Annotated in this window: 28 protein-coding genes and 1 riboswitch; of the genes, 10 read left to right on the top strand and 18 right to left on the bottom strand. The window is 63.9% G+C overall.

Going from position 1 to position 26,990, the window contains the following annotated elements; genetic code table 11:
• Positions 1 to 120 precede the first annotated feature (120 nt).
• Positions 121 to 675 (top strand): SRPBCC family protein, encoded by a 555-nt coding sequence (locus AC5Y5C_RS01575; protein ID WP_499968403.1) that lies wholly within the window; start codon positions 121 to 123, stop codon positions 673 to 675.
• On the opposite strand, the gene AC5Y5C_RS01580 is transcribed toward AC5Y5C_RS01575, so the two are convergent.
• The 5 genes from AC5Y5C_RS01580 to AC5Y5C_RS01600 form a co-directional block, all read right to left on the bottom strand.
• Positions 665 to 1,285 (bottom strand): TetR/AcrR family transcriptional regulator, encoded by a 621-nt coding sequence (locus AC5Y5C_RS01580; RefSeq protein WP_499969289.1) that lies wholly within the window; start codon positions 1,283 to 1,285, stop codon positions 665 to 667. The two genes, AC5Y5C_RS01575 and AC5Y5C_RS01580, sit on opposite strands and share 11 nt — an antisense overlap.
• A 68-nt stretch (positions 1,286 to 1,353) precedes the next feature.
• The gene (locus AC5Y5C_RS01585; RefSeq protein ID WP_499969291.1) at positions 1,354 to 1,953 is read right to left on the bottom strand and encodes a TetR/AcrR family transcriptional regulator; all 600 of its coding nucleotides are present in this window, start codon (positions 1,951 to 1,953) and stop codon (positions 1,354 to 1,356) included.
• 11 nt (positions 1,954 to 1,964) lie between these two features.
• Positions 1,965 to 2,912 carry an oxygenase MpaB family protein gene (locus tag AC5Y5C_RS01590; RefSeq protein WP_499968405.1) on the bottom strand — a complete coding sequence of 316 codons (948 nt, stop codon included), beginning with the start codon at positions 2,910 to 2,912 and terminating at the stop codon, positions 1,965 to 1,967.
• Positions 2,913 to 2,962: 50 nt separating this feature from the next.
• Positions 2,963 to 3,379 (bottom strand): nitroreductase family deazaflavin-dependent oxidoreductase, encoded by a 417-nt coding sequence (locus AC5Y5C_RS01595; RefSeq protein WP_499968407.1) that lies wholly within the window; start codon positions 3,377 to 3,379, stop codon positions 2,963 to 2,965.
• Positions 3,376 to 4,629 carry an NADH:flavin oxidoreductase/NADH oxidase family protein gene (locus AC5Y5C_RS01600; RefSeq protein ID WP_499968409.1) on the bottom strand — a complete coding sequence of 418 codons (1,254 nt, stop codon included), beginning with the start codon at positions 4,627 to 4,629 and terminating at the stop codon, positions 3,376 to 3,378. The genes AC5Y5C_RS01595 and AC5Y5C_RS01600 overlap by 4 nt, the downstream gene beginning before the upstream one ends.
• A 120-nt stretch (positions 4,630 to 4,749) precedes the next feature.
• On the opposite strand from AC5Y5C_RS01600, the gene AC5Y5C_RS01605 reads away from it, so the two are divergent.
• Positions 4,750 to 5,316 (top strand): TetR/AcrR family transcriptional regulator, encoded by a 567-nt coding sequence (locus tag AC5Y5C_RS01605; protein ID WP_499968411.1) that lies wholly within the window; start codon positions 4,750 to 4,752, stop codon positions 5,314 to 5,316.
• A 38-nt stretch (positions 5,317 to 5,354) separates the two neighbouring features.
• Here AC5Y5C_RS01605 and AC5Y5C_RS01610 read toward each other — a convergent pair whose 3' ends face one another.
• On the bottom strand, positions 5,355 to 6,428 hold the full coding sequence (locus AC5Y5C_RS01610; protein ID WP_499968413.1) for an NAD(P)H-dependent amine dehydrogenase family protein: 1,074 nt from the start codon (positions 6,426 to 6,428) through the stop codon (positions 5,355 to 5,357).
• A gap of 21 nt (positions 6,429 to 6,449) precedes the next feature.
• Positions 6,450 to 7,241, bottom strand: a complete 792-nt coding sequence (locus AC5Y5C_RS01615; protein WP_499968415.1) for an SDR family oxidoreductase — start codon at positions 7,239 to 7,241, stop codon at positions 6,450 to 6,452.
• Between the two features lie 92 nt (positions 7,242 to 7,333).
• Here AC5Y5C_RS01615 and AC5Y5C_RS01620 point away from each other — a divergent pair, with 92 nt between their 5' ends.
• A complete protein-coding gene (locus AC5Y5C_RS01620; protein WP_499968417.1) occupies positions 7,334 to 8,212 on the top strand; it encodes a helix-turn-helix domain-containing protein in 879 nt (292 codons plus the stop codon).
• On the opposite strand, the gene AC5Y5C_RS01625 is transcribed toward AC5Y5C_RS01620, so the two are convergent.
• Together AC5Y5C_RS01625 and AC5Y5C_RS01630 are read right to left on the bottom strand one after the other, a co-directional pair.
• Positions 8,199 to 9,083 (bottom strand): AIM24 family protein, encoded by an 885-nt coding sequence (locus AC5Y5C_RS01625; protein ID WP_499968418.1) that lies wholly within the window; start codon positions 9,081 to 9,083, stop codon positions 8,199 to 8,201. The genes AC5Y5C_RS01620 and AC5Y5C_RS01625 overlap by 14 nt on opposite strands.
• A gap of 21 nt (positions 9,084 to 9,104) precedes the next feature.
• Entirely contained in the window at positions 9,105 to 9,779 is a 675-nt protein-coding gene (locus AC5Y5C_RS01630) for a VOC family protein (RefSeq protein WP_499968420.1), read from the bottom strand.
• 51 nt (positions 9,780 to 9,830) lie between these two features.
• Here AC5Y5C_RS01630 and AC5Y5C_RS01635 point away from each other — a divergent pair, with 51 nt between their 5' ends.
• Positions 9,831 to 10,928, top strand: coding sequence for an LLM class flavin-dependent oxidoreductase (locus AC5Y5C_RS01635; protein WP_499968422.1), 1,098 nt, complete (start codon positions 9,831 to 9,833; stop codon positions 10,926 to 10,928).
• A gap of 8 nt (positions 10,929 to 10,936) precedes the next feature.
• Here the strand turns inward: AC5Y5C_RS01635 and AC5Y5C_RS01640 are convergent, their stop codons facing one another.
• Positions 10,937 to 11,269 (bottom strand): hypothetical protein, encoded by a 333-nt coding sequence (locus AC5Y5C_RS01640; protein ID WP_499968424.1) that lies wholly within the window; start codon positions 11,267 to 11,269, stop codon positions 10,937 to 10,939.
• Positions 11,270 to 11,419: 150 nt separating this feature from the next.
• Here AC5Y5C_RS01640 and fadD8 point away from each other — a divergent pair, with 150 nt between their 5' ends.
• A complete protein-coding gene (gene fadD8, locus AC5Y5C_RS01645) occupies positions 11,420 to 13,021 on the top strand; it encodes a fatty-acid--CoA ligase FadD8 (protein WP_499968425.1) in 1,602 nt (533 codons plus the stop codon).
• On the opposite strand, the gene AC5Y5C_RS01650 is transcribed toward fadD8, so the two are convergent.
• Positions 13,018 to 13,608, bottom strand: a complete 591-nt coding sequence (locus AC5Y5C_RS01650; RefSeq protein ID WP_499968427.1) for a TetR/AcrR family transcriptional regulator — start codon at positions 13,606 to 13,608, stop codon at positions 13,018 to 13,020. The two genes, fadD8 and AC5Y5C_RS01650, sit on opposite strands and share 4 nt — an antisense overlap.
• Entirely contained in the window at positions 13,598 to 14,017 is a 420-nt protein-coding gene (locus AC5Y5C_RS01655; RefSeq protein ID WP_499968429.1) for a PaaI family thioesterase, read from the bottom strand. Before AC5Y5C_RS01655 ends, AC5Y5C_RS01650 begins: the two co-directional genes overlap by 11 nt.
• A 68-nt stretch (positions 14,018 to 14,085) precedes the next feature.
• Positions 14,086 to 14,329, top strand: a riboswitch (cobalamin riboswitch).
• A 140-nt stretch (positions 14,330 to 14,469) separates the two neighbouring features.
• Here AC5Y5C_RS01655 and metE point away from each other — a divergent pair.
• From metE to AC5Y5C_RS01675, 4 genes are all read left to right on the top strand, one after another.
• On the top strand, positions 14,470 to 16,740 hold the full coding sequence (metE, locus tag AC5Y5C_RS01660; RefSeq protein ID WP_499968431.1) for a 5-methyltetrahydropteroyltriglutamate--homocysteine S-methyltransferase: 2,271 nt from the start codon (positions 14,470 to 14,472) through the stop codon (positions 16,738 to 16,740).
• Between the two features lie 100 nt (positions 16,741 to 16,840).
• Positions 16,841 to 17,740 carry a mycobacterial-type methylenetetrahydrofolate reductase gene (locus AC5Y5C_RS01665; protein WP_499968433.1) on the top strand — a complete coding sequence of 300 codons (900 nt, stop codon included), beginning with the start codon at positions 16,841 to 16,843 and terminating at the stop codon, positions 17,738 to 17,740.
• Positions 17,741 to 17,801: 61 nt separating this feature from the next.
• Positions 17,802 to 18,332, top strand: coding sequence for a GNAT family N-acetyltransferase (locus tag AC5Y5C_RS01670; protein ID WP_499968435.1), 531 nt, complete (start codon positions 17,802 to 17,804; stop codon positions 18,330 to 18,332).
• A gap of 88 nt (positions 18,333 to 18,420) precedes the next feature.
• Positions 18,421 to 19,257: a DUF6578 domain-containing protein gene (locus tag AC5Y5C_RS01675; RefSeq protein WP_499968437.1), complete on the top strand. Its 837-nt coding sequence runs from the start codon at positions 18,421 to 18,423 to the stop codon at positions 19,255 to 19,257.
• Positions 19,258 to 19,336: 79 nt separating this feature from the next.
• On the opposite strand, the gene AC5Y5C_RS01680 is transcribed toward AC5Y5C_RS01675, so the two are convergent.
• Genes AC5Y5C_RS01680 through prpD form a run of 3 tightly spaced genes read right to left on the bottom strand, consistent with a single transcriptional unit; the run spans position 19,337 to position 22,886 of the window.
• A complete protein-coding gene (locus AC5Y5C_RS01680) occupies positions 19,337 to 20,458 on the bottom strand; it encodes a bifunctional 2-methylcitrate synthase/citrate synthase (RefSeq protein WP_499968439.1) in 1,122 nt (373 codons plus the stop codon).
• A complete protein-coding gene (gene prpB, locus AC5Y5C_RS01685) occupies positions 20,455 to 21,375 on the bottom strand; it encodes a methylisocitrate lyase (protein WP_499968441.1) in 921 nt (306 codons plus the stop codon). The genes AC5Y5C_RS01680 and prpB overlap by 4 nt, the downstream gene beginning before the upstream one ends.
• Positions 21,372 to 22,886 (bottom strand): 2-methylcitrate dehydratase PrpD, encoded by a 1,515-nt coding sequence (gene prpD, locus AC5Y5C_RS01690; RefSeq protein WP_499968442.1) that lies wholly within the window; start codon positions 22,884 to 22,886, stop codon positions 21,372 to 21,374. Before prpD ends, prpB begins: the two co-directional genes overlap by 4 nt.
• Before the next feature lie 118 nt (positions 22,887 to 23,004).
• Here prpD and AC5Y5C_RS01695 point away from each other — a divergent pair, with 118 nt between their 5' ends.
• A complete protein-coding gene (locus AC5Y5C_RS01695) occupies positions 23,005 to 24,426 on the top strand; it encodes a short-chain fatty acyl-CoA regulator family protein (RefSeq protein ID WP_499968444.1) in 1,422 nt (473 codons plus the stop codon).
• Here AC5Y5C_RS01695 and AC5Y5C_RS01700 read toward each other — a convergent pair.
• Genes AC5Y5C_RS01700 through AC5Y5C_RS01710 form a run of 3 tightly spaced genes read right to left on the bottom strand, consistent with a single transcriptional unit; the run spans position 24,417 to position 26,985 of the window.
• Positions 24,417 to 25,652 (bottom strand): MFS transporter, encoded by a 1,236-nt coding sequence (locus tag AC5Y5C_RS01700; RefSeq protein WP_499968446.1) that lies wholly within the window; start codon positions 25,650 to 25,652, stop codon positions 24,417 to 24,419. The genes AC5Y5C_RS01695 and AC5Y5C_RS01700 overlap by 10 nt on opposite strands.
• Positions 25,616 to 26,344 (bottom strand): alpha/beta fold hydrolase, encoded by a 729-nt coding sequence (locus AC5Y5C_RS01705; protein ID WP_499968447.1) that lies wholly within the window; start codon positions 26,342 to 26,344, stop codon positions 25,616 to 25,618. The genes AC5Y5C_RS01700 and AC5Y5C_RS01705 overlap by 37 nt, the downstream gene beginning before the upstream one ends.
• On the bottom strand, positions 26,341 to 26,985 hold the full coding sequence (locus AC5Y5C_RS01710) for a class I SAM-dependent methyltransferase (protein WP_499968449.1): 645 nt from the start codon (positions 26,983 to 26,985) through the stop codon (positions 26,341 to 26,343). The genes AC5Y5C_RS01705 and AC5Y5C_RS01710 overlap by 4 nt, the downstream gene beginning before the upstream one ends.
• Positions 26,986 to 26,990 lie beyond the last annotated feature (5 nt).

A 26,990-nucleotide genomic window follows, 5' to 3' on the forward strand; every position in this document is an offset into this window, starting at 1 on the left:
GGCCCCAAGCTGGCCTCGATCACTAACTTCCGCACTTGCGCTTCTGCAGGTGCCGGTGGGGGTCTAGCTTGCTAACTGACTCTTGGGTCAGTTAGCGCATGTCGAAATTCAAGGAGGACTATGTCCACTCCGGTGCTGGTCGGAATCATCGTGGGAGTGCTGGCCGTCGGGGGCTTGCTGGGAGCAGCAGTGCTTTTCGGCCTCGCCTCCGGTGACAGTGGACCTCGTCGCTTCGGGGTAGCCATGCCCGACACCGACTTCTTCGACAAGACGGCATCATTTGCGGCCACCGCGCAGATCAGCGTGCCGGGGCCCGCCGAGCGCGTGTGGACCCAGGTTTCGGAGGGCGGCTACCTGGAGTCGATTCCTTTTGTGTCCGGCCCGGTGAGATCGGGTGACCACGTGGTGACCCGGACGCCGCTGTTCGCGATCACCGAAAAGGTGGTCCACAGCGAGGAGGGGCGCAAGCTGGTCGCGATCGGGACTGGGATTTCAGTTCCACTGGTACTCAAGGCATTCGGCGAACGCTGGGAGCTGGCCGCCGAGGGGAACAAGGTGCTGGTGCGCTGGACGGTGGCGATCACCCCGAAGTGGGTCGGTTGGCTCCCGTTGCGCTGGACGGCCTTCGCGGTGCGCCCGTTCCTGCGGACGCTGTTGTTCCTGGCTATCCGTTAGCCGCCGCACTCGCCAGCGGCACGTCTCCGAGAACGATCCCGCTGAACATCGTCGCGATCGTGTCGGCGACTTCGGTCATCGTTGTTGCGGGATTAGCGGATTCGGCGATGATGCTGTTGGCCGTGACGAACATCGTCATGAGCATCCTGGCTGCCATATGGGTGTGCACACCGGCTTTCAACTCGCCACGGCCGGCAAGGGTTTCCATGAGGGTGACCAATGGCGGTAGCACTATGGTCTCGTCGATGTGGCGGTAGGTCTCCTCGCCGAGGACCATCGGCGCCTGGCGCATGAGTTCCCGATAGGTCGTGTCGTTGAGCGATCGCGACAGATAGACCCAGGCAGAGGTGGCCGCGACCTGCGGGCCGCTCGGGCCCGGCTTGTCCAGGCGGCGGATGGCGGTGGTGACGGTGTCGGCGGTCTCGGTCAGGCATTCGGTGAGCAGTGCGGTGAACATCGCCTGCTTATCGGAGAAGTGGTAATAGAACGTGCCCTTGCTGACCTCGATGCTGCTGACGATGTCATCGACGGTCACGCTGTTGTAGCCCGTGGTGGTGAAATGTCGGCGTGCGGAATCCAGAAGGTCGGAACGGGTCTGTTCTGCGTACATCTGCCGCCGAGTAGCCATGAAGGCAGTGTAGTCAGATCCCGACTCATGGTCAGTTTCTGAACTACGACTCACCACACCAGGCGCGCGAGATATGTCTGTGCATAGCGGCGTACCGCCGCGGTATCGGTGATATCGAGGACACCCGCGCGGTTGGTGAGTAGCGAACCCACCAGGCGCACAAGGATTTCCGATACCGCGAGCACGGCGTCGTCGGGCATTGTGACGCCGCTGTGCCGAAGGGAGGTCGCCACCAGCGCACTGGCGCGCACGATGGCCTTATCGCCCGAGGGCGTGTTCAGTCCGATCACCAGTTCGGGCTCGTTCTCGATGATGGTGCCCGCCAACCGGTTTTCGGTGATAAGCCGCATGGCCAGCGTGAAGCATTCGACAATGGCGCCTTGCGCATCCTGGCCGTTGGCGGCGACGGCGAGCTGGCCGAAGATAGCCAGGCTCTCTGCCTCGATCAGATGCTCGAAGAGTGCTTCCTTGGTGGGGAAGCGGCGGTAGAGGGTTCGTCGGCTTACCCCGGCACGTCGTGCGATGGCGTCCATGTTGGCGCGGCGCATGCCGTGGCGTTCGAACTCGGTGCGCGCGGCATCGAACACGGCATCGGTGGGCGGGGCGCTGGTCACCCCCTGAGTATTCGCCTCTTCGCGCAGGCTGCTCATCAGGTGTGTGGTCATGCCGCCCGGTTGTAGAGCGGGCGGGGGTCTACTCCTTCACGCTTCCAGCCCTCCGAAGCCCACGGCAGGTACAGCGCGCGGACCGGCAGCCTGTTGAACGCCGGGTTCAGCGTGCGCATGATCTTGGCGAAGCGCTGAAAATTGCGCTCCCTCTTATCGTTCCACTCCAGCCGGCAGACCGCCTTCATCTGCGGCGGGAGTGTTCCGACGACGACTGTCCGGATGAAGGCGTTGAGTGGCGCCGACAGCACCCGCCACACGGGCTTGGGAATCTGCTTGGGCCCGGGTATGCCCTGACGGATGTAACCCGTGGCGTAGAGGATCGTCTTTGTCGGCACGAACCGGTCGAACATCCCCTCCATGTATGTGACGAACTCGTCGTAGGTCTGCGGCTGATTGCGCGCGCTGACGCCGTAGAGGCTGTACCAGATCTTGCTCTCCTCGAAGATTCGTACCTTCTCTGCATAGGAGAGACGCCGAATGAACGTGTCGGTGATGTACAGCACCTGATCGACGAAGGTCGCATGAGCCCAGTAGAAGAGCTCCGGGTTGAGCGCGTGGTATCGCGAACCGTCGCTGATGGTTCCGGTGATCGGCTTGTGGAAGTCGCGCACCATCCGACCCCACTTCTGCGGATCTGCCGAATAGATGGTCTTCATGATGGGCGGTCCGGAGCGGCGTGCGCGGCCGAAGGTATCGGTGAAGATCACCGAGTGGTCCTCGACCGCCTTGCCCAGCTGCTCGATGCAGTTTTCAGTGCCGGCGAGGCGCTGAAAACCCAGTACGCCGCGGATATCGCCGTAGAACTTCCACACCAGGGAGTCGGCACCCAGTCGCGGTGTTTCCACGGAGTCGTCGGCGTTGTCATCCACGGGCATGGGAATTGCTTCCCGGAGCCCTTCGTCCAGGCTGACGGGGCGAGTGATGGCGCTCTGATCGACCATGAGCACCACGCTAGCTCAATGGCACAAAATTGCGCAAGTGTGTCAAGAGGTCAATCGGTGAAGTCGATGCGCACCGAGATGGGGGTGGTCTCCAGCGCCTTGACCACCCGTGCGCCGACGGCCCCGAACTTGCGGCCCCGCGCGACGACATCATCATCGGGCCGGAACTGGGCCGTCCCCGTGCGCCATCTGTTTCCTTGCTTCAGCCGGACATTCGGGTTCGCGGCGATATTGCTGCCCCAGCCCGAGCGGGTGCCGTGCTGGCTGATCACCCATGCGCCGGTCGCGTCGAACTGGACCGAGACCGGGACCCGCCGCAGCTGGCCGGTCTTGCGGCCGGTGGTTTCCAGCTCCGAGGCGAGCGCTGTGCGCAACCCAAGCTTCGTCAGTGCCGCGACGGCCGGATTGAGCAGGTAGCGCCCCATGGCCCGCTCCCTGCGGAACTTGCGCAGTGTCTTGTCCGTCATGAACTTCTCCTTCTCCGAAAGGCGTCGACTCCATTGTTCTTGAGGAGCCGAAATGCGGTGATCCACGGGCCGATGGTCGGGTCCGGGTCGGTCCCTGCGCCCAGGCGATGCAGTTGGGTGTTGTGCCACTGGAGTTCCAGTGCGCTGAGGAACGACTTCGCCCTGCCGGTTCCCGCGAGCCAGCCGGGCAAGGGGAGCGAGGCGTCCGGAACGGTGAGCTTGTCCTGGTGTGCCGTCAGCACGCGGTCTGCGGCCACTGGATTGACGGTGGTCGGACGCCCGAGTCCCACGACATCGCAATCGCCCGATCGGACGGCCTCCGACATCGCGGCTTCGGTGCGGAATCCACCTGTCACGGCGATGGGGACATCTCCGGCCGCCTCACGGGCGGTGCGGGCGTACTCCAGGAAGTAGGCCTCGCGGGCCTGTGTCGACGCCGACGGCACCAGCGGCCTGCCCTCCATCGCCGGCGATTCGTAGGTACCGCCGCTGATTTCGATGAGGTCGACTTCCTCGGAAGCGAGTGCCGCGATGACGGCCCGCGACTCCTCCTCGGTGAAGCCTCCGCGCTGGAAGTCCGCGGAGTTGAGCTTGATGGCGACGGAGAAGCCGGGGCTCACCGCGGCCCGCGTGCGGCGGACGACTTCGAGGACGAAGCGCATTCGACGTTCGGGGTCACCGCCCCACCGGTCGCTGCGCCGGTTGGTGCGTGGGGACAGGAACTGTGCCACGAGATAGCCGTGTGCGCCGTGGATTTGCACACCGTCGAACCCCGCGGCATCCGCGATGGTCGCCGTGGCGGCGTACCGGTCGATGATGTTTTCGATTTCGTCGTCGGCGAGCTCGCGCGGTGCCTGCCAGCCGGGGACGTTCATCTTGATTGCCGACGGTGCCACCGGCTGGGCTGCCGTGGCGAGCGGGTTGGCTTGCCTTCCTGGATGGTTGACTTGCATCCAGATCAGGCCGCCGCCGTCCTTGGTCGCCTTGGCCCACCGGGACAATTCGTCGAGATGCCTGTCGTCCTCGATGACCACATTTCCCGGTTCGCCCAGGTGGCTGCGGTCGACCATCACATTGCCGGTCACGACGAGGCCGAATCCGCCGGTGCCCCACCGGCGATACAGCTCGACGAGCCGGTGGTCGGGACCCTGAGATGTGTCGCCGAGACCCTCGCTGAGAGCGGATTTCATCAGCCGATTGCGCAGAACTTGGCCGGAGGCCAGGGGGAGGGGATCGTGTAGGGCTGCCACGCCGACGACGGTAGTACACCGATCGGTTTACTGCAATGTTCTGGTAATCGCTCCACGTCGGGAATGCCCCGGTAGACTGAGCGGTATAGTTAACACCTGACAAGTTTGGAGGCGGGCTGGATGTCGGCACGTGACACGTTGATCGCAAGCGTGACGGGTCTGGTGCGGCGCAGGGGCGTTGCGGGAACCGGCCTCAATGCACTGCTCGAGGACAGTGGTGTTTCACGGCGAACCATCTACCTGAACTTCCCCGGCGGTAAGCAGGAGCTGGTTGCCGAGGCAACTCGTCTCGCGGGGGAGCAACTTACGGCCATTATTAGGGCGGCCGGTGATGGCGTCGATCCGGCGCAGGGCATTCAACTGTTCATCGACGGATGGAAGGCGCAGCTGGCTGCCACGGAGATGGAAGCGGGCTGCCCGATCGTGGCTGCGGTGATGGGGCGCTGCGAGGCGCCTAGGGCGGCCGAGGTGGCGGCCGAGGCTTTCCGCGACTGGCAGACGCTCCTCACCGATCGGCTGACCCGATCTGGTGTGGACGCCGCCGGTGCGCGTTCCCTCGCGATGACGATGATCGCTGCCATAGAAGGTGCGATCATCATGTCGCTCGCGGCGCAGTCCACCGAGCCTCTTGATCAGGTCGGCGGACGTCTCATGGAACTCATCAGGTTGTACGTCCCGGCCAAGTAGTCGCCACCGAGCGGCCCAGTTTCTCAGGGGCGGCAGGGCTAGCCTGCCCGACCCAGCCCCGTGATCAGTGGGAGATCTAGCGTGGTGCGCACGCCGGCGTCCGCCGCGACGACGGCAGGTACCGCGTTGACCACGCGCATCGCGGTCGCGATCAGATTGGCGTAGTTGTGATCGCCGCGCGCGCTGAACGAGCCCAGATCCAGGATGTAGCTGGGCTCCCCGGTGATCTCGACGCGGTAGGTACCACCTTCGTGTGCGGGCTGTGGCCAGTCCTGCGCTAGATCCTGGCGCAGGCGGGTGAAGTGTTCAAGGACCGTCACCGCCCTGCCGTCCTTCATGCCGCGTACCTCGAAATGCAGCGCGGCCATCGTGCCCGCGGGGATATGCCCCGCTGAGATCTCGAAATCCTCGGGCGCCGGTAGTTTTTCGTATGTCTCGGTGACTTCGTCCAAGTCGATACCGAGACCGGCGGCAAGCTGTCGTACCACCGAGCCCCATGCCAGAGACAGCACCCCGGGCTGCAGCAGGATGGGTGTCTCGTCCATGGGCTTACCGAAGCCCATGACGTCGAACATCACCGTTGCACTGTCGTAGGTGGCGTAGTCCACGATTTCGATACAACGCACCTGATCGACGCGTTGGCAGGTGCCCATGAGTGCAAGCGGTAGTAGATCATTGGCAAAACCCGGATCGATTCCACCAATGAAGATCGACGAGTTACCTTCCCGTGCCGCGGTTTCGATGGGTTCGAGCATGTTCTCCGGGAGGACGCCCCACGGATACTGCAGGAACACCGGCGCGCTGGCGGCGATGTTGATTCCAGCGGTCAGGATCGAGCGCAGATCCTCGATCGCCTCCATCAGCCGGTTGTCGGTCATGGCGGTGTACACCACGCAGTCAGGCTTGAGCGCCAGGATCTCGGCAGGGTTGCTGGTCGCGGTAATCTCGGTGGTGGTGCCGAGCCCGGCGAGCTCGCCCGCGTCCTTTCCGGCCTTGTTCGCTCCGGAGACCCACACCCCGACGAGCTCCATGTTCGGGTCGGTGATCACTCCGGCGAGTGCATGCTGGCCGACATTGCCTGTGCCCCAGACGGCTACACGTGTCTTCGTCATATCGGTCCCTTCTGGAAGCGGTCAGGAAAGGTCGGGTAGGGGAATGTCGAGATTGGGCGCGATGAGGCCACCGTCGACTTCGAGCACCTTGCCGGTGAGGAAGCTGCCGGCCGGTGATGCGAGGTAGATGGCGGCCGCCGCGATATCGGCCGGATCTCCCAGTCGATGCAGCGGCGTGTTCTTCTCCAGTGTTGTGCGCACCTCGTCGTTGCCCGCCACGATTTCCAGGGCGGACGTGAGAATGGAGCCGGGGGCGATGCCGTTGACGCGGATTCTTGGGCTCAAATCCATTGCCGCCGTGCGGGTGTAATGAGCCAGTGCACCCTTGGCTGTGCAATAGCCCAAAAAGGCCCGCCCCGGCAGTCGGCCCATGGTGGACGTGATGTTGATGACCGACGCGTTATCGGATTTGAGCAGGTGTGGCACGGCGGCACGTAGCAGTGCATGCCCGTTGAGGACGTTGAAGGAGAAGGCCTCGGCAAGGTCTTCGTTGGTGGTGTCCAAGAACGGTTTCGGCATGGTGCCGCCCACGTTGTTGACGACGATGTCGAGTCTTCCGAACCTGTCGACGGCCTTCTGGGCCAGTGAGGCAGAGGCTTCGGTATCGGAGAGATCGGCGGCGACGATCTCGGCCTGACGCCCTGACGCGGCCACCTTCTCCGCGACATCCTGCAGTTGGGATTCGGTACGCGAAGCGATCAGCACATCGGCGCCCGCCTGTGCGAAGGCCTCCGCAATCGCCGCGCCGAGCCCACGGCCTGCGCCGGTGACGACTGCGACGTTGCCGTCGAGCCTGAAACGGTCCAGAATCATCTCTACCTCCGTGTCGAATATTCGACTACCTTGGGGCGAATAGTCGATGCACTGTAGACCTGGACCTTGCATCGCGCAAGAGGGGAGAACCCATGCCGGCCACCTCGCCGCCGACCGTTCGTGTAGTGCGAATCGTCGAAATACTTGCTACTGCAACACAACCCAAATCGCTTAGCGAGATCTCCGCAGCCACGGGGATTTCCCGCGCCACCGCGACCGCTGTGGTGAACGAGTTGGTGGCCGCGGGGTGGTTGGTGCGCGATGATGGGCTTCGGTACCGCGTTGGGCCGGCCCTGCCCCGTGCCGTCGAGGCCACCATGCCCCGGGAGATTCAAGATGCGCTGGCCCGAATTGCCGCAGCGGCACAGGCCGGGGCGACGGTCAGCCGAATCAGCCCGACGACGCTGACGATCGTCGCCAAGGCGCAGGCGGGGCGCAGGGCCGTGGCGGGATTCGCGGTGGGCCAGAGCATTCCGCTTGCCTTTCCCGCGGGCTCCGCGGTCATGCCCTGGCGTTCACCCGACGAACGTGCGCAGTGGCTCGGTACGGCGCGCGGCTTGAGCGCGCGTTCCGGTCAGCGGCTCCTGCAGCAGGTTGCCGACTGCGGATATGTGGTCTACCGCCCCGACCACGATGACACCGGGATGGTCGACCTGCTCTCGGATCTACTTGGTTCGGTGGGCTCCGAGGTGATGGAAGCGGCGCTGCGTGAACGGCTGCTGAGACAGCTGTCCCGGCTCACCTCACGTGCCTACTCGCGCGATGAGCTGACATCCGACGAGGTGCTGCCGATCAGCTATCTGGCGGCGCCCATTTTCGCGGGAGCCGATGCCGTGTACGAGCTTCAGCTGGGCCCGCTGCTGCCCAGCGCGACCCGTACCGAGCGGGAAATACTGATCACGACATTGACGCGGGGAGCTCGGGAGCTTTCGGGGCTGCTGGGGAGCGGTGACGCCCCTAGCCTGCAGTGACGACGGGGACACCCTCGGAGGGTTGCACGATGACGAACCCTTGGCCCTGGAATGAGACCTGAAGTGCCTCCCCGGAGCCGCGGCCGATGAGGGCGCCGGCCTTGAAGCTCGTCTTGAGCTGGGTCTGCAGGTTCGCCGACCAGGCGACCACCGCGTTGGTGTCGGCGAAGGTCGGCGCCTCGGCGGCGTTGAGCACCACCGGCGGACCGTCGGTGGTCAGCGCGACCCAACCGGTTCCGCGCAATGTCGTGTTGAACAGGCCGCCTGTCACCATGCTGGCGCCCTTGACCCGCTCGATGTTCCAGTTCAGCCCGGCCGAGAAGGCCAGCACATTCTTACCGCTGATCGACAGGCCCGCGTTGTTCAGATTCAGCAGGTGAACGTCGAAGGCGCGCTCGGCCAGGAACACGTCGCCTTGCCCCGAACACCGCATGAGAGGCAGGCCTTCGCCGGTCAGCGCCTTTTTCAGGAACTTGGCCGCACCACCGCCCTCGAAGGCGAAGTCGACATTGCCCTGGTAGGCCACCATGGATCCCTGACGTGCCAGGAATGGTTCGCCGAGGCGAACGCGCAACAGCTTTGCGTTCTGGTTGGAGATCGGCTTGGCCTCATTCTCGCTGAACCGCCCATCCACCAAATCCCCACTGATACCGGAGAATTGATCGCTCACGGGCTGAGCCTGAGCCGCGGGCTGCGCAGCGCGGGCCGGCGACGCGAGCTGTGGCTCGGCCGGTGTGGAACCTCCGAGCGGCGCCGAACTGACCTTGCCCTGGTGTGCGACTTGGTCCGTCCAGCGCTGGCCGTCGTGCCAGCGGAATTCAAACCGTCCGTCGGGATCAGGCTGCCAGCTTCCGGGGTTCGGAGTAGTCATGGACTCCAACCTAGTAGGCGACTAGCGCTGTTCAATCAAGATTGTGGGGACTGCCAGCCCGGGATCCTTGACGGTGGCGACCCGGGTGCCCGGCTTGTGGCCGTTGCGGATATCACCGAGCGTGACGCCGGCGGCCATCAGGCGAGTATGAGTGGCATCGATATCGTCGGTGCGCCAGGCGATTCCCCACAGTGAGTCAGGGCCGGAGGGGTCGGCTGCCTCGTCGGTGCGGAGTACAACCTCGACCACCAGCCCCGCGCACCGGAAAAACAATTGGTGTACACCCCACGACTGCCTGCGATCCAAGCGCAGGTCGAAGCCCAGCCGTCCACATAACGTCGCAACGACTCTGTCGCGATTGGGGGAGAACAGCACCAGGTGATCAATCTGCCCAGTCTCTGGGCCCGACTGCGCGGGCGCAGCGGGTCGCTGAGTCAGCCCCAGGGTGAGTCCGTCGGCCTCGCCCGTCGCGAGATCTCCGCGAGAAATCAGGGGGAGGCCGCGTCGATCGACCAGCCGTGCCGCGGACGACAGGTCCCCGACACGAAACAGCATTCCTGGGTACGGCGCCCATTCCGGGAGCCCGAGATGGAGCTGGGGGTGCGGCATGTCGGTGCCGAGCAGCCTCGAGTAGGCCGCCTTTGCGTCAGCGAGATTTGGAACGTCCAGAAGCACCGAGTCCAGTTCGGTGATCATCAGAGCATCTTCTCCCTGCCGGACCGAGGTCCGCTTATGCATACTGGTGGGGTGCGCTTCCAGCTTCTCGACATTGTCTTCTATCTGCCAAACCCCGAGACGGGGGCGTTGACGTCCGCCGCCGACCGGCTGAACCGCGTGGTCGAGACCGCGGTGCTGGCAGAGAGCCTGGGCTTCGATTCCTTCGCGGTCGGGGAACGGCATGCGGGGGACGTGCTGTCCTCGGCTCCCACAGTGCTGCTGGGAGCGGTGGCCGCCGCCACCGACCGGATTCTGCTGTCCACCGGTGTCACGGTGCTGTCCCTGTTGGACCCGGTGCGCGCGGCAGAGGACTTCGCCACCATTGACCAGCTGAGCCGTGGTCGGCTCGAGATCGTCATCGGGAAGGGCAATGAGGACCGTCAGTACCCCTTGATGGGACTGGATATCGCCCGGCAATACGAGTACCTGCAGGAGAACTACGAGCTGCTACGGCGGCTGCTGCGTGAGGAGCACGTGGACTGGACGGGGGCACATCGGCATCCCCTGGCCGACGCGACCACCCTGCCCAGGCCATACGACGGACCATTCCGGATCTGGCACGGGTCGGCCACCTCGACGTTCGCGGTCGAGCTAGCTGCCAAGTGGGGTGACCCGATAGTCACCGCAAATGCCTTGCAGCCCAAGGAGAATTACAAAGTTCTTATCGACAGGTATCGGGAGTTATACGCGCGGCATGGTCACGACCCGGCCAACCTGCATGTGGGTGCGGGCTCGGGCGGGCTGTACCTGGCCGATACGACCGAGCAGGCCATCGCGCAGTACGGGCCCATCTATGAGGCACGCCTGGCGCAGATGGCGAAGCTCAAAGATCATCCGAAGGCGGTCGGCAAATTTCCGTCTTTCGAATCCATCGAGGACGCAGCAGATCGCGGGCCGGTGCTGGCAGGTTCGCCGGAACGCGTGGCCGAGAAGATTATTCAGTGGCATGAGGCCTTCGGCCATGAGTTTCAATCGATTTCGTTGAGCCCCGAGGCCGACTTCGAGGAACAGGCGGACACCCTACGCAGATTCGCCGAAGAGGTTGTCCCGCTGGTGAAGGCGGAGGTCAGCTCGACGTTGTGGAGTGCCCAGGACACGCAGCGAGCCAAGGGATTTACCGCAGCCTGAAGGTTGTGTCAGATCTGACCCGGGCGGTTCATCGGGTTCATGGGGCTGGCGGGATTGGCCGGGTTATTTGGATTCATCGGGCTAGCGGGATTGGCGGGGTTGTTCGGGTTCATGGGGCTAGCCGGGTTGGCGGGGTTGTTCGGATTCATCGGGCTGGCGGGATTCGCCGGATTCGACATGCTGTTCGGACCGTACGGACCAACGTTGCAGACCGCATTGGCGTTGCCCATGCAATCAGCGGGGTTGAACGGGTCGGGGTCTGCCGGGTCGGCGCTCGCGAGAGTCGGGGCAAACATCGCCAGTGCGACGAATAGAGTGCCAGTGGCCATGGACTTGAGCATTTGGCCAGCCTAGCAAGCTTGTTGAGTCCTCCTCAGGGGATCAGGGAGAGCGCTGCTTAGCGGGTGTGCGCACTCATTCTTGCCCAAAACTAGAACATGTTCTAACGTCGAGCGAAGTGCCTGATCGGCGAGGATTCACTGAGGAGCGCGATGCCTGACCCATTTGACCCACTGCACGGGTCGATCAACTCTGGGCACCTGCTGGTCGCCGCCCTGAAGAAGAACGCGAACGTGCCCGCGTTGGTGCTCGGGGATGTGACACTCACCGGCGCCGAGATGGCCGACGAGATCAGCAAGTACATCCAGGCATTTACCGCGCTGGTGCCCGAATCCCCGGGGGGAGAGCAGAGCGGTCAGGGCATGTTGGCGCTCAACCGTCCCGAGGTGCTGTTGGTCATCGGCGCAGGGCAGTTGTTGGGCACCCGGCGTACTGCGTTGCACCCGCTCGGCTCGCTCGATGACCATGCCTACGTGCTGGCCGACGCCAAGATAACCACGCTTGTCATCGACCCCACCCCGCAATTCGTGGAGCGCGCCGCGGCCCTGGTGGAGAAGGTGCCGACGCTGACCCGCGTGCTGACACTCGGCCCGGTACCGGCGGAGCTGGCCGAGGTGGGGCACGACCTGGTCGCTGCGGCAGCAGGCTTCGCGGCGAGGCCGCTGGTGCCGATCAACCTGTCTCCGGACCACATCAATGGCCTCACCTACACGGGGGGGACGACGGGTAAGCCCAAGGGCGTTATCGGAACCTCGCAGTCGATTCTCACGATGACGCAGATCCAGCTGGCCGAATGGGAATGGCCGGAGCGTCCCAAATTCCTGATGTGCACCCCGCTTTCGCATGCTGGTGCCGCATTCTTCATGCCGACCCTGATGAAGGGTGGGTCGATGGTGGTGCTGCCGAAGTTTGATGCGGGCGCCGTGCTGGCGGCGATCGAGGAGCACAAGATCACCGCGACCATGCTGGTGCCGTCGATGATTTATGCACTGCTGGACCATCCGGACTCCCAGACCCGCGATCTGTCCTCGTTGCAGACCGTCTACTACGGCGCCTCCGCCATCAATCCGGTGCGTCTGGCGGAGGCGATCGAGCGGTTCGGGCCGATATTCGCGCAGTACTTCGGCCAGTCCGAGGCGCCCATGGTGATCAGTTACCTGGCCAAGGGCGATCACGACGCCCAGCGGCTTGCCAGCTGCGGCCGGCCCTCGGCGTTCCTGCGCACGGCGCTGCTTGACGAGAACGATCAGCCGGTGAAACAGGGTGAGCCGGGCGAGATCTGTGTGGCAGGACCGCTGGTGGCGGGTGGCTATTGGGGCCTGCCCGAGCAGACCGCCGACACGTTCAAGAACGGCTGGCTGCGTACCGGCGATGTCGCGCGCGAGGACGAGGACGGTTTCTGGTTCATCGTCGACCGGACCAAGGACATGATCGTCACCGGCGGCTTCAACGTGTTCCCTCGCGAAGTGGAAGATGTTGTTGCCGAGCACCCGTCGGTGGCACAGGTCGGTGTCATCGGGGTGCCCGACGAGAAGTGGGGCGAAGCGGTGACGGCGATCGTGGTGTTGCGTGCGGATGCCGACCGCAGCGGCGACGCGGTGTCCAAGATGACGTCCGAGATTCAGTCCGCGGTCAAGGACCGTAAGGGTTCGGTGCAGTCGCCCAAGCATGTGATCGTCGCCGATTCGCTGCCGCTGACCGCGCTCGGCAAGCTCGACAAAAAGGCTCTGCGCCAGAAGTACGCGGTGGTCTAGTTCTCTCGCGAGAGAAGGTTCCGGGCGCTCGTGTGGATGAACTCGCGCAGCCACGGCGCGGGCTCACCCTTGTCGGGTAGATGACGCCGCACCGCCGCGTAAGGCATATCGATCAGTGCGAACATCACCTTGTCGAGCACCTGGGGAGTGACCACGTCGAACCGCCGCTGGGCGTAGTTGCGCAAGGCCATTCGCACTCGGGAGTTCAGCGACGTGAGTTCAGCGGCGAGGGTGTCGGGCCAGTGCGCGACCAGATCGGCCTTCTCGTACTGGAGTAGTAACAGCGCCTCGTTGCGGTGTGACGCCGTCCAGTCGAAAGCGTGATCGATGGTCGCGGTGAGGGCTTCGTGAGAATCGGGCAACGCAAGCGCCGTGAGAATCCCGTCCTGATAGCGGCCGATCGAACGCAGCCAGAGGCGGGCCATGAGCTCGTCGCGGCTGGAGAATCGGTGATAGATCGACCCCGAGGGCGCGCCGAGGGTCCGTCCGATTGCGGTAGCCGTGGCCGCGGACGGCCCTCCCGTGGTCACTAGCCTCAGCGCCGCGTCAAGAATGTCGTCGGCGGTGTACTGAGGCCTACGCCCCACGGTGGCGGACCATGCTCGTACCCTGAGCGACCGCGACCAGCTTGGTGTTGCCGTCGTGGTCCTCGACGGATATCTCGCAGCGGCTCAGAGCCTTGGAGCGTCCGGCACTCACCAGGGAGGCGTCGGCGAGTAGGCGCAGGCCGTCGCGGGCAGGTGACACGTACTCGATGGTGTAGCCGCTGGTGACAATGTCGGCACCAAGACCGAGCCCGCACGCGTACGTAATCGCATTGTCGGCCAGGTAACTCAGCACTCCGCCGTGAATGAACCCGCTCTGCTGGCGCAGCTCGTCGCGGATATCGAGCGAAAGCTGTACTCCGGACTCGTCGATCCGGCTGATCGATGCACCCAGGAGGCGACTGAATGGTTGGGCCTCAAGCACCTGTTGTGCCTGGTCACGTGTGATCACAGTATTAGAGAATATCCGCTAATAACCGTATTGGCCAGCGTGCATATGATGTAAGGCGCAGCTGGTCTGTTGGTGGCGACTTCGGTTGGTGCCAGCACCGAGTGGCAGGCCCCACGGGGACTGCTATGAGAGGGAACCCGGTGAGAATCCGGGACTGTCCCGCAGCGGTATGCAGGAACGATCGCCGTCATGAGCACTGGGCTAAGCACTCGGCTAACCACCAAGAGCACCTGGGAAGCGACGGCCCGTAGGAGAACCTGAGCCCGGGTAATGCCTGCAAGTCCGAAGACCTGCCAGCTGTGTCGGGTGCGCCGCGCCCGACGGATCATCGCCTCGCGGAATGGGCGTATGGCCGAATCGGTTTCACCGAGCAGATGCCTGTTGAGGTGGTTCCGTGCTCGGTTCTTCGTCCCCTGGCGGTGGCTACCTCGCTGTTGATGAAGGACTAATTCATGACTGCTCAACCTTTGACCGCTACTACGCTCGGATCCGCGCGCATCGGCCCGCGTCGTGAGCTCAAACGGGCTACCGAAAGCTACTGGGCCGGGCGCACCAGCCGTGCCGAGCTTGAGACCGTCGCAGCCGGGCTCCGGCGCGACAACTGGTCCGCACTGGCGGCGGCCGGGCTCGACTCCGTCCCGGTGAACACCTTCTCGTACTACGACCAGGTGCTCGATACCGCAGTGCTGCTGGGAGCGCTCCCACCCCGCGTCGCCGGTATCAGTGACGACCTCGACCGCTACTTCGCCGCCGCACGTGGCAACGACGACGTGACACCGCTGGAAATGACAAAGTGGTTCGACACCAACTACCACTACCTGGTGCCGGAGATCGGACCGGACACAAAATTCTCGCTCAATCCGGCGAAGTTGTTCGGTGAGCTGAAAGAAGCTGCAGCCCTGGGTATTCCCGCTCGGCCGGTGGTCGTTGGTCCCATCACCTTCCTTGCCTTGAGCAAGTCGGTCGACGGAGCCGGTGCCCCCATCGAGCGCCTCGACGAGGTGATATCGCTGTACGAGCAGCTGCTGGTGCAGCTTTCGGAGGCCGGGGTTGGTTGGGTCCAGATCGACGAGCCCGTACTGGTTACTGACATCCTGCCGAACGGCCCGGAGTTGGCTGAGCGGGTGTACGGCCGCCTCGGCACCGTTGCCGACCGGCCCGCGATCTTCGTCGCGAGCTATTTCGGGGACCTGGGTGCCGCACTCCCGGCGTTGGCCCGCACCCCGATCGAGGCGATCGGTGTGGACCTGGTCTACGGGTCCGCATCGGGCGTGGCCTCGGTGCCGGAGCTGGCCGGAAAGACTGTGGTGGCCGGCGTTGTCGACGGCCGGAATATCTGGCGCACCAATCTCGAGTCTGCGCTGGGCAGCCTCGGAACGCTGTTGGGATCAGCGGGCGCGGTGGCAGTAGCCACCTCCTGCTCGACGCTGCACGTGCCCTACTCGCTCGAGCCGGAGACCGAACTCGATGACCAGCTGCGCAGCTGGTTGGCTTTCGCCGACGAGAAGGTCAAGGAAGTCGTCGTGCTGGCGCAGGCACTGGGCGCGGGGCGCGATGCTGTTGCCGCGGAGTTCGCGGCGTCGAATGCGGCCGTCGAATCTCGCAAGACGGATCCGCGTCTCAACAACGGTCAGATTCGTGCTCGGCTGGATTCGATTCTGGCGGCGGGCCTTTCACGCGGCGATGCCGCAGAGCGCCGTCGTAGCCAGGACGAGCGGCTGAGACTGCCCGAGTTGCCGACCACGACGATCGGGTCGTTCCCACAGACCGTCGAGATCCGCAAGGCGCGACAGGCCCTGACCAAGGGCGAGATCGACGACGCCGAGTACGTGCGACGGATGCGTGCCGAGGTTGCCGATGTCATTGCGCTACAGGAGAAGCTTGGCTTGGACGTGCTGGTACATGGCGAGCCGGAACGCAACGACATGGTGCAGTACTTCGCCGAGCAGCTGGATGGCTTCTTCGCCACCCAGAACGGCTGGGTTCAGTCGTACGGCAGCCGCTGCGTACGCCCGCCGATCCTGTATGGCGATGTGGCGCGGCAGAACCCGATGACCGTCGAGTGGGCCACCTACGCTCAGTCGCTGACCCCCAAGTACGTCAAGGGCATGCTGACCGGACCGGTGACCATCCTCGCGTGGTCGTTTGTGCGTGACGATCAGCCGTTGGCGGACACCGCCAACCAGATCGCGCTGGCTATTCGGGATGAGACGGTGGATCTGCAGAACGCCGGTATCGCCATCATTCAGGTGGACGAGCCTGCGCTGCGTGAGCTGCTGCCGCTGCGCTCGGCGGACAAGCCCGCGTACCTGGACTGGGCGGTCGGCGCGTTCCGGCTTTCCACCTCGGGTGTGTCCGATGCGACGCAGATCCACACGCACCTGTGCTACTCGGAGTTTGGCGAGGTGATCGGTGCCATCGCTGACCTCGATGCCGATGTCACCTCCATCGAGGCCGCCCGTTCGCATATGGAGGTGCTCGACGACCTCAATGCGATCGGCTTCTCCAATAGTGTCGGCCCGGGTGTCTACGACATCCACTCGCCGCGTGTCCCGTCGGCCGCGGAGATGGCAAGCTCGCTACGTGAGGCGCTGCAGGCCGTTCCGGCGCAGCGTCTTTGGGTGAATCCCGACTGCGGTCTGAAGACCCGGAAGGTTGACGAGGTAACCGCCTCGCTGGCCAACCTGGTAGCCGCCGCGACCGAGGTGCGTGCGGGCGCCTAGGTCCCCGACGAGCGTGCGAGCAGTCCTCTTCGCGGGGGACTGCTCGCACGTGAATCTAATTGGTGTATAAACCATTAGCGAGACTAATCGGAGGTCCCTGGTGTCCATGAATACCGTTGCGCTGGAGTTGGTGCCTCCCAATGTCGAAGGCGGCATCGACAAGGCAGCCGACGAACTGCGGAAGCTGTCCAGTTTCTCGGCGGAGTTCGGCATTGACGAGCGCATCGACCACGTCATGATTCCCTCGATGATCGTGGAGGACGGCGATCGCCCGCTGGAGATGAAGCCGAAACTCGATGTCGTCGACTATTGGTCGATCATCCGGGCCGAGCTGCCCACCATGCGGGGACTGTGCACGCAGGTCACGTCCTTTTCGGATGAGACGTCGTTGCGGAGTCGGCTGACGGGCCTGACAGAAGCGGGGATGGACGGCGTCATCTTCGTCGGTGTGCCGCGCACCATGAGCGACGGCGAAGGGTCTGGCATTCCACCGACCGATGCGTTGTCGAAGTTCGACGACATCATCGAGAACAGGGGAGTGATTCTGATCCCCACCCGCAGCGGGGAACAGGGCCGCTTTTCCTTCAAATGCGATAAGGGCGCCACCTTCACCATGACCCAACTGCTGTATTCCGATGCGGTGGTTGGCTTCCTGCAGGAGTTCGCGCGGACGAGCGATCACCGCCCGGAGGTGCTGTTGTCGTTTGGTTTCGTGCCGAAGCTGGAGTCGAGGGTCGGGCTCATCGACTGGTTGATTCAGGATCCCGATAATGAAGCCGTTGCGCGTGAACAGGCCTTCGTCAAGTCGCTGGCTGCCTGCGAACCCGAGGCCAGACGGCCGCAACTTGTCGATCTCTACAAACGGGTCATCGATGGTGTCGGCGAACTCGGCTTTCCCTTGAGCGTGCATTTCGAAGCGCCGTACGGTCTTGCCCGGCCTGCTTTCGAGACCTTCGCCGAGATGCTGGGGTACTGGTCACCCGTCGGCGAGAGTGCCTGAAGGAACACCGTCGCCCGGAATTCCGTTGACCACATTCGAATTCGTGGTCGAGACTGGTCGCATGGAACCTGTTGAGTTGCGCACGGACCGGTTGGTTCTGCGCGCCATCACCGCCGCGGACGAGGCCGCGGTTGTCGAAGCGTGCAATGACCCGGAGATCATGCACTACCTCCCACTGCCGGTGCCGTACACCCGTGACGACGCCCAGAGTTTCATCGTCAGGTCGGCGCAGGAGTGGGCGGACAACTCCCGGTATGGGTTCGGGTTTCTCCTGGAGGACGCAGGTGATCTCGTCGGCACCTGTTCGCTCAAGTCGATCACACCTGGTGTGGTGGAGGTCGGGTATTGGTCGGCCTCGCAGCATCGCCGCAAAGGGCTCACCACTGAGGCTATTCGGAGACTGTGCCAGTGGGGATTTGATGAGCTGGCAGTCCATCGCATCGAGTGGTGGGCCGTTGTCGGCAACGAGGGTTCACGGGCCGTGGCGGAAGCGGTTGGCTTCGAGTTGGAGGGGCTGCTGCGCCAGCGCGCCTATCGGCGAGAGGAACCGGCCGATTGGTGGGTAGGCGGGCTGTTGGCGCGGCCCGAATGAACGGTGTTGACGCTCGGTGCGATGCTGGCTAACCTTACGCTCGGTACATCGGGTCCGGAGCGTTCGTGCTCCGTTCGCCTAACACTCGATGCTTTCAGTGATCAACAGGGTTCCGGATCGGAACGAATCTCTTGTATACCTGGGTATTTCACATTGGGAATACCAATGCTGCGGTGGGACTCCCGAGATAGGCCAGGCCGTCGATTGGCAGATCTGCGCCTATCCCGCTGAGAATGGCTACCTACTTGCGTCAGCGGCGGCAGTCAACTGGGACGAGGACCGCGAGATTGTTCGGTTTCCCTACGGTTGTGCAAGCTGGGATCCAACATATGGAGATCCCGCGAATGGATTGGTAATCCTCTGGGCCACGTGGCATGAGCGCCAAAGCTGGCCCCGGCTGCTTGGCGTTGTTGAGGAACTGTACGACGTGTCAGCCACCACGTATCGAGACGAGTCCGGTTGCATGAACCATCGGCCGATGTCGTTTCAGTACCGACCCGTCGAGCTTGCGACGCGATGGCCCGATGAGCCACCGATGGGTGAGATCGGACACCGAGTGACCACGGGATCGGTTGTGGGGCTGCGCGTATCCTCATCGGTTGAGCCAGCTGACGGTGACATTGAGGCGCTGCGCGACGCGCGGGACCGAGGCCGACGAACACTGCTCGTTTCCGGGCCGCCGGAAGCGTTTGGCGCAGTGATCCCGACACGGGGTGATCGGGTGTCAGTCGATCTCGCAGACCCTCGGTTGAGCGTGGACGATATGCGCGGCTATGCGGGTGTTGTGACGGGCATCGCCGGGCAAGTAAGTCGTGCGGTGCACTCACCAGATGGTCTCTACACCAGTTTCCTTAACATCGACCCGGAAGCGTCCCCACCGGATGAGTTGTTCATCCAGTTGCTATGCGACAGAAGGCCGAACTAGACGCTCGGCCGAGCAGACACATACTGCATGAAAACGCCAGGTGCGATGTGTAGTACGTGTCTGCTCGTGCGGAAATCGGTTATGACGCGAGTGAGCGCTGAGGCTCTCCTGAGTATTCGCTCAGTGGTCGGATCAGGGCGTTCGCTGCGGCCTGCTCCATGATGTGTGCGGTCCAGCCAGTGATCCGGCTCATCACGAAAATCGGTGTGAAGCAGGGGATGTCGAATCCCATGAGATAGTAGGCAGGCCCGGTGGGGAAATCTAGATTGGGCTTGATGCCGGTGGCGGCGTCCATCTCGGATTCCAGCACCTTGTAGATCTCAAGCCACTGACGGCCGTCACGCACCCGTGCCACGTCCTCCAGTGCCGCACGCATCGTCGGCACCCGGGAATCGCCGTTCTTGTACACGCGATGTCCGAAGCCCATGACTTTCTCTTTGCGGGTTCGCTTGCCCTGCAGCCATTCCGCGGCCTTGGTGGCGTCGCCGATCTCGATCATGTCGTGCATGACGGCCTCGTTGGCACCACCGTGTAGGGAGCCCTTGAGTGCGCCGATGGCGGCGGTGACCGCACTGTACATATCGGACTGTGTCGAGGTCACCACGCGGGCGGCGAAGGTCGAGGCGTTGAAGCTGTGCTCGGCGTACAGGATCATCGACTGCTCGAACGCGGTGACGACCACCGGGTCCGGTACCTCGCCGAAGCACATCCGCAGGAAGTTGGCCGAGTAACCGAGGTGACTGTGGGGCTGAATGGGGTCCAGCCCGCGCCGGCGGCGCATGTCGGCCGCGACGATCGTCGGCAGCACGGCGAACATGCGAAGTGACTTGGCGTAGTTGGCCTCCGGGGTGCTGTCGTCCTCGGAAGGATCCTCGGCGCCCAGAACACTGATCGCTGTCCGCACCACGTCCATCGGGTGGCAGGTCTCCGGCAACTTGGCCAGCAGTGACATCAGGGAGCGGTCCAGGCGGCGCTGTGCGCGCTCGCGTTGGTTGAACAGCGCGAGCTCGCCCTCATTCGGCAGCTCGCCGTGCCACAGCAGATAGGCAACCTGCTCGAAGCTGCACCGAGCGGCCAGGTCCTGCACCGGATATCCGCGGTAGGTGAGCGAGTTGGTCTCGGGCACCACCTTGGAGATGGCGGTGGTGTCCACCACGACGCCGGCAAGTCCCTTGTGAATGGTCGGTGTCGCGGTGGTCATCGGGCTCCTCCTCCATTGAGGCTGAAATTGAAGATCTCGGTGTCGAACTGGTTGTATTCGGAGTAGCGGAGCAGCTCGTACAGGCGGCTGCGATGCTGCATCTGGTCCAGCAGGCCCGACTGTGTTCCCGCCGAATCAATTTCACGAAGACCTTGCTCCACTGCGAACATCGCCAGCCGCAGGGTCGTGACGGGATAGATGACGACGTTGTACCCGGCCTCGCGGAGCTGGCCGGCCGTCACGAGTTCGGACTTCCCGAATTCGGTCATGTTGGCCAGCAGCGGAACATCGACCGCGGCGCGGAACTTCTCGAACTCACCGATATCGCTGAGTGCCTCGGTGAAGATCAGATCCGCGCCCGCATCGGCATAAGCCTTTGCGCGGTCGATTGCTGCGGGCAACCCCTCGATGCCCGCAGCGTCGGTGCGGGCACAGATCACGAAGTTGGGGTCGCGCCTGGCGGAAACCGCCGCGCGGAGCCGCCGAACCATCTCGGCGGTCTTGACGACGGCCTTGCCATCAAGATGCCCGCACCGCTTGGGATTCACCTGATCTTCCAGATGAATCCCGGCGACTCCGCTGTCCTCGAGGACGGTCACCGTACGGGCGGCGCTCATCGGTTCGCCGAAGCCTGTGTCCGCGTCGATAAGCGTGGGCAGATCGCTCACCGAGGCGATTTGACGGCCACGGGCCGACACCTCGGTGAGCGTCGTCAGACCGATGTCAGGGAGCCCTAGATCCGCGGAGAGCACCGCGCCCGACACGTAGACACCCTCGAACCCGATTTCCTGGATCAGCTTGGCCACCAACGGCGAGAACGCGCCGGGGAATCGGAGGAGTTCACCGGAGGACAAGCCCGCCCGGAACGCGGCACGCTTGGCGGCCGCGTCCGTGGCAGAGGCGAGAAGTGAGCTCACTTGAAGATCCCCTCGGGAGTCGTGGGCGCCTTGTCCAGGACAACGGCATCCACAAGCGGGTTGAGTGCACCCAGCGAGCCTGCCTTCAGGTCGGCCAATCCCTGTGCCACCGAGAGGAATCGATCCTGCTCATGCCGCTCGATAACGCCGTCGGACAACACCGTGAACTTGTTGACGTAGTTCTCCCGGGCGAACGGTCGCGCCCCCAGCGGGTGCGCATCGGCGATCGCCAGCTCGTCGGTGATCACCTCGCCGTTCTTGAGAGTGACAACGGCCTTGCAGCCGAACGCCTTCTCGTCGGGATCGGTCGAGTGATAGCGGCGAGTCCATTCCGGATCTTCGAGGGTGCTGATCTTGTTCCAGAGTTCGATCGTCTCGGCGCGATGTGCGCGTTCGGGTGCATACGAGCGCTCGTGATGCCAGGTGCCGTCCTCCAACGCGACGGCGAAGATGTACATGACCGAGTGGTCGAGTGTCTCGCGTGAAGCGTCGGGGTCGAACTTCTGTGGGTCGTTCGATCCGGTGCCGATCACGACGTGTGTGTGGTGGCTGGTGTGCAGAACGATCGTCGCAATCTGCTCCAGATCGCCGATGCGCTCGCGCATCCTGCGAGCCAGATCGATGGGCGCTTGGCTCTGGTACTCGGCCGAATGCTCCTTGGTGTAGCTGTCCAGGATCGCGCGCTTCTCCTCGCCGGAACCCGGCAGCGGAATCTCGTAGACCTTGTCGGGGCCGCCGAGCATCCAGGCGATCACGCCGTCCTCACCCTCCCAGATCGGTGACGGCGCACCTTCGCCGCGCATGGCGCGGTCAACGGCTTCGATGGCGACCTTGCCGGCCCAGGCCGGCGCATAGGCCTTCCAGCTGGAGATGAGTCCCTTGCGGGACTGGCGGGTCGCAGTCGTCAGGTGCAGGGCCTGGCCAATGGCCTGATAGATCGTCTCGGTGTCGAGCTTCAGCATGGTGCCCAGGCCGGCGGCCACCGAGGGGCCGAGATGTGCGACGTGGTCAATCTTGTGCTCGTGCAGACAGATTCCGCGGGTGAGGTTGATCTGAGTTTCGTATGCGGTGGCCAGGCCGCGAATGAGATCTGCTCCCCCGATACCGAGCTGCTGGGCCACGGCCACCAACGGTGGAATGTTGTCGCCGGGGTGTGAGTAGTCGGCGGCCAGGAAGGTGTCGTGAAAGTCCAGCTCGCGTACGGCGACGCCGTTGGCCCATGCTGCCCATTCGGCCGAGTAGCCACCGCTGACGCCGAAGACGTTGGCGCCGCGCCCTCCCGAAGGCACCGCGTGTGCCTGGGCCTGCCGGCGTGCGACGGTGACGGGGCGGCGGATGACCGAGGCGGCGCTGACGGCGGCGTTGTCGATGATCCGGTTGATGACCATTGCTTCGGTGTCGGCGGGAACGGCGACGGGGTCCGAAGCGACCTCGGCGATCTTCCAGGCCAGGTGTTGGTCGCGCGGGAAGTCGTCGGCGCTGCGGCGGGTGTGTACGGAGTGAACGTGCATGATCCGCACATTACGCACGTGATCAGTGGATAAAAAGGCCATGTAAATGCGTATTTCTGCATCCTTAGTCGAGCCATCTTGCAAACATTGCGAATAGATATGGAGTTATCCTGGCGATATGTCCAGACCGTTCGCCGGAGCGCGGTTGCGGAGGTTGCGCGAGGAGCGCGGCCTGACGCAAGCGGCGCTCGCGCGTGTGCTGGATTTGTCGACGAGCTACGTCAATCAGCTGGAGAACGACGCGCGTCCGGTTACGGTTGCGGTGCTGCTGCGGCTCACCGAACGATTCGACCTGTCGCCGCACTACTTTTCCCCGGAATCCGATGCCCGGCTGGTCGCGGATCTTGGCGAGATATTCACCGAGGCGGCCGTGGGCGAGGTGAGTGATCTGCAGCTCGAGGAGCTGGTCGCCCGAATGCCAGCGGTGGGTCAGACTCTGGTGGGCATGCACCGCAGGCTGCGGGACGCCACCGCGGAGCTGGAGAGCTACCGCGCGACCGAGAACGCCGCGACGATCGGCGACTCGATACGAGAGCCCCTGCGTCCCATGCCGTTCGAGGAGGTTCGCGACTTCTTCTACGATCACAAGAACTATCTTGGCGAGCTCGACACGGCCGCTGAAGATCTCTTCGAACACCACGGGTTGCACATCGGTGGGCTCGATGCGCAGCTGGCTACGGTGTTGAAGCAAGAGCATGGGATCGCGGTCGCCGTGGCCAAGGGTGGGGCACTCTCGGATTCATCGAAACGCCGATTCGACACGGATGCGGGGGTTCTACGCATAGCGCATTGGCTCACACCCGGCCAGCGTGCATTCCAAATGGCCACCCAATTGGCGTTGTTGACCCAGACCGAGACCATGGCGGCAATCCTCTCCGGCGCCGAGCAGCTGAGCCCGGAAGCTATTGGCGTTGCCCGGATCGGGCTGGCCAACTACTTTGCCGGTGCATTCCTCTTGCCGTACAAACAGTTTCATCATGCGGCTGAGTCCAGTCGGTATGATGTCGACATTCTGGCGAGGCAGTTCGAGGTTGGTCACGAGACCATCTGTCACCGACTGTCCACTCTGCAACGTCCCTCTATGCGCGGGGTTCCATTCATTCTGGTGCGCACCGATCGCGCGGGAAATATCTCGAAACGCCAATCCGCCACGGCATTTCATTTCTCCCGGGTGGGTGGGAACTGCCCTCTGTGGGTTGTACACGAGGCGTTTTCGAATCCGGGCCAGTTTGTGACCCAGGTCGCGGAGATGCCGGATGGCCGCACGTACTTCTGGGCTGCACGCACGAGTAGCACGTCCACCGGGGGGTTCCTCAGCACACCAAAGTCGTTCGCGATTGGACTGGGATGCGATATCGCCCACGCGCATCGTCTGGTGTATTCGACGGGAATCGCGATCGACGATCCGGGCACCGCGGTGCCGATTGGCCCCGGCTGCAAGGTGTGCGTGCGCGAATCCTGCGCACAGCGTGCGTTTCCCTACATCGGCCGTAGCGTCCACGTCGACGAGGACGCCAGCAGTCGCCTGCCTTACACCTGAGCGGTGTGCCGCAGCACTGTCGGTGCGGCGGCGATCAATGCGACCAGCTGAATCACGCCGATCACCGCGATGAGCATGGGAATGGACACCTCGTAGAGGTAACCCGTGAGCGTCCCGCCGATCGCGGTGGCCGTGCCGAGGACGGCCGCGTACACCCCGTAGGCGGTGGCCCGGCGCCCCGAGGGGACGAGGTCGGCCACCACGGCGCGCAGGGTGGATTCTTGAATGCCGACGGCGGCACCCCACAGCAGGGCGCCGAGCACGATGCCCACCAATGAGTCCGTGAATGCCAGCATCGGTACCGCGGCGCCGATAATGGGCAAGACCACAAGGGTTTTCGGACCTACCCGGTCATACACCCAGCCGGAGAAGAGGGCGGCGACGGCGGCGGCGGCCATCGCGACGGCGTATACCAGCGGCACCGCGGCGGGCGCGAGGACTCCGCGGTCAACCATGTGAAATGACAGCACGCCAAAGGTTGCGAATCCGGAAACGGTGATCCCGGAGAATCCCGCATACAGCCAGAATTTCACCGGCAGTTGGAGTTTCCGGCGCTCGGCGGATGTGCCATGTATGTCCCCAGTGTCCTCATACCGTTCGGGACAGGGTACTCGACGGCGAAGCCAGAACAGCAGGGCCAGCGCCGCGGCTCCCGGAATCGCCAGGACCGCGAATGTCGGCAGGTAGTTTCCCTGGGTGAGTGCGAGCATGCCGGCGACCACCAGCGGCCCGGTAACCGCGCCGACCTGGTCCATGGCCTCATGTACCGCGAAACCCTTGCCGCGGCCAGTGACTGAGGTGGCGTGCGAGAGCAAGGTGTCCTTGGCGGGACTGCGTACCGCCTTGCCCACACGTTCGGCGATCACCAAGGTGGCGGCCACCCAGAGCACACTGGCCATTCCCAGGAAGGGGACTGTGACCACCGTGAGCGCGTAACCGGCGATGGTCCAGGTCCAGAACATGCGGGTGCGATCGGTGAGGGGGCCAGATACCAGACGCAGCGCCAGCGCGGCCGCCTCGCCGATACCGGTCACTACGCCCACGACGAGCGCGGTTGCCCCGAGTGATGCCAATAGCGGTCCCGTGATCGAGCGCGCGCCCTCATAGACGATGTCGGCGAACATGCTGATGACACCAAAGGTGGTGACGAATCGCCAAGCCGAAAGACGTTGTGGCACAGCTGGTGAATCTAGTCGATCCACTGCTTTACCTGCTCGGTGATCCATGCGCCGTCATCGAGAGGAATATCGTGCCCGGCGGAAGTATGCACCGCCAAGGGGGCGCCGAATGCGTTGGCGATTGTGCCCGACGCGGAGGAACTCACGAGCCGATCGTGTGCGGAAGTCAGCACCAGCAGCGGAGTGTCGATGCGTTTCGGCATCCGGAAGGCGATGGCCGCGGTGATCTGGCGGGCGATGCTGGCGCTCGAAGGGCGTTGGCTCTGTAGATATCCCGCCCACTTTCGAGACAGTGCGTCGAGATCCAGATCGGGGTTGTTGGCGGTCTGCGCCAGAATCGCACGCTCGCGGGGTACGTCGGCACGGAACCGTCCGAGCACCAGGTTGGGAATCGACGACGGCAGGAACCGCTGCCACACCGGTGTCGCGGCGGTGCTCGAATTGATGACGACGGCGCGCTCGAAGTCTCCTGGATAACGCGCGCACCAATCGAGTCCGATCATGCCGCCCAGGGATATGGAGAGCAGCGACCAATTGTCGCTGCCACGCTCCAATCGGGACCGGATATCGTCCGTGATTGCCGAGATGTTCGCGGGCGAGGTGCGGTTGAACTCGGTGCCGAACCCGGGCGCATCGAGGCATTCCACCTGAACGCCAAGCGATTCGGCGAAGACTTGCGGGAAATTTTCCCAGTGGCGCTTCTCGCGGCTCAGGCCACGGAGCAGCAGCCACCGCGTCATCGCTTGATGCCCACCGTGAGTCGATCGAACTCCACGAAGGGGAGGGTGAACGGGTGGCGCACCGGTCGCTGCACCGCAACCTCGAATCCGGCGGTCTCGAACATCTGACGCATCTCGGCCTTCGACGGAACGCTTGCGGGCACGCGGTCGCCGAAGACTCGGCGCAGGACCGGGGCGGAGGCGCGGTCGGGCGTGAATGTGGTGATGGCCGTGAATCCGCCGGGAACCAGCACACGATGGAATTCCGCGAGCGCAGCGGGCTGATCAAAGAAATGGAACGCCGACGTAGACACCAACGCGTCCAGCGCACCGTCGTCGAACGGCAGCTTCTCGGCAGGCGCGAACTGCCAATCGACCAGCGCCGAACGGGCCTTCGCCTGAGCGAGCATCCCTTCGGACATGTCGACCCCATGCACCTGCTCGGGCGCGAGTTCATCGTGGATGCGTGTCGCCAGAATGCCGGTACCGCAGGCGATATCGACGACTCGCTGAGATTTGTGCTGACGCAGCAGGGCAATCATCTCGTCCTGCGCCGGGCGGTACACCCATTGTTGTAGGGGTGCCCAGTCGTATGCCTTGGCGGCCCGGCCCCAGAATCGCGTCACCTGGTCATTGAAAGCTCGCCGTTGAACCGTCGTCATGCGCA

The organism is Mycobacterium sp. NGS15, from assembly GCF_059813245.1.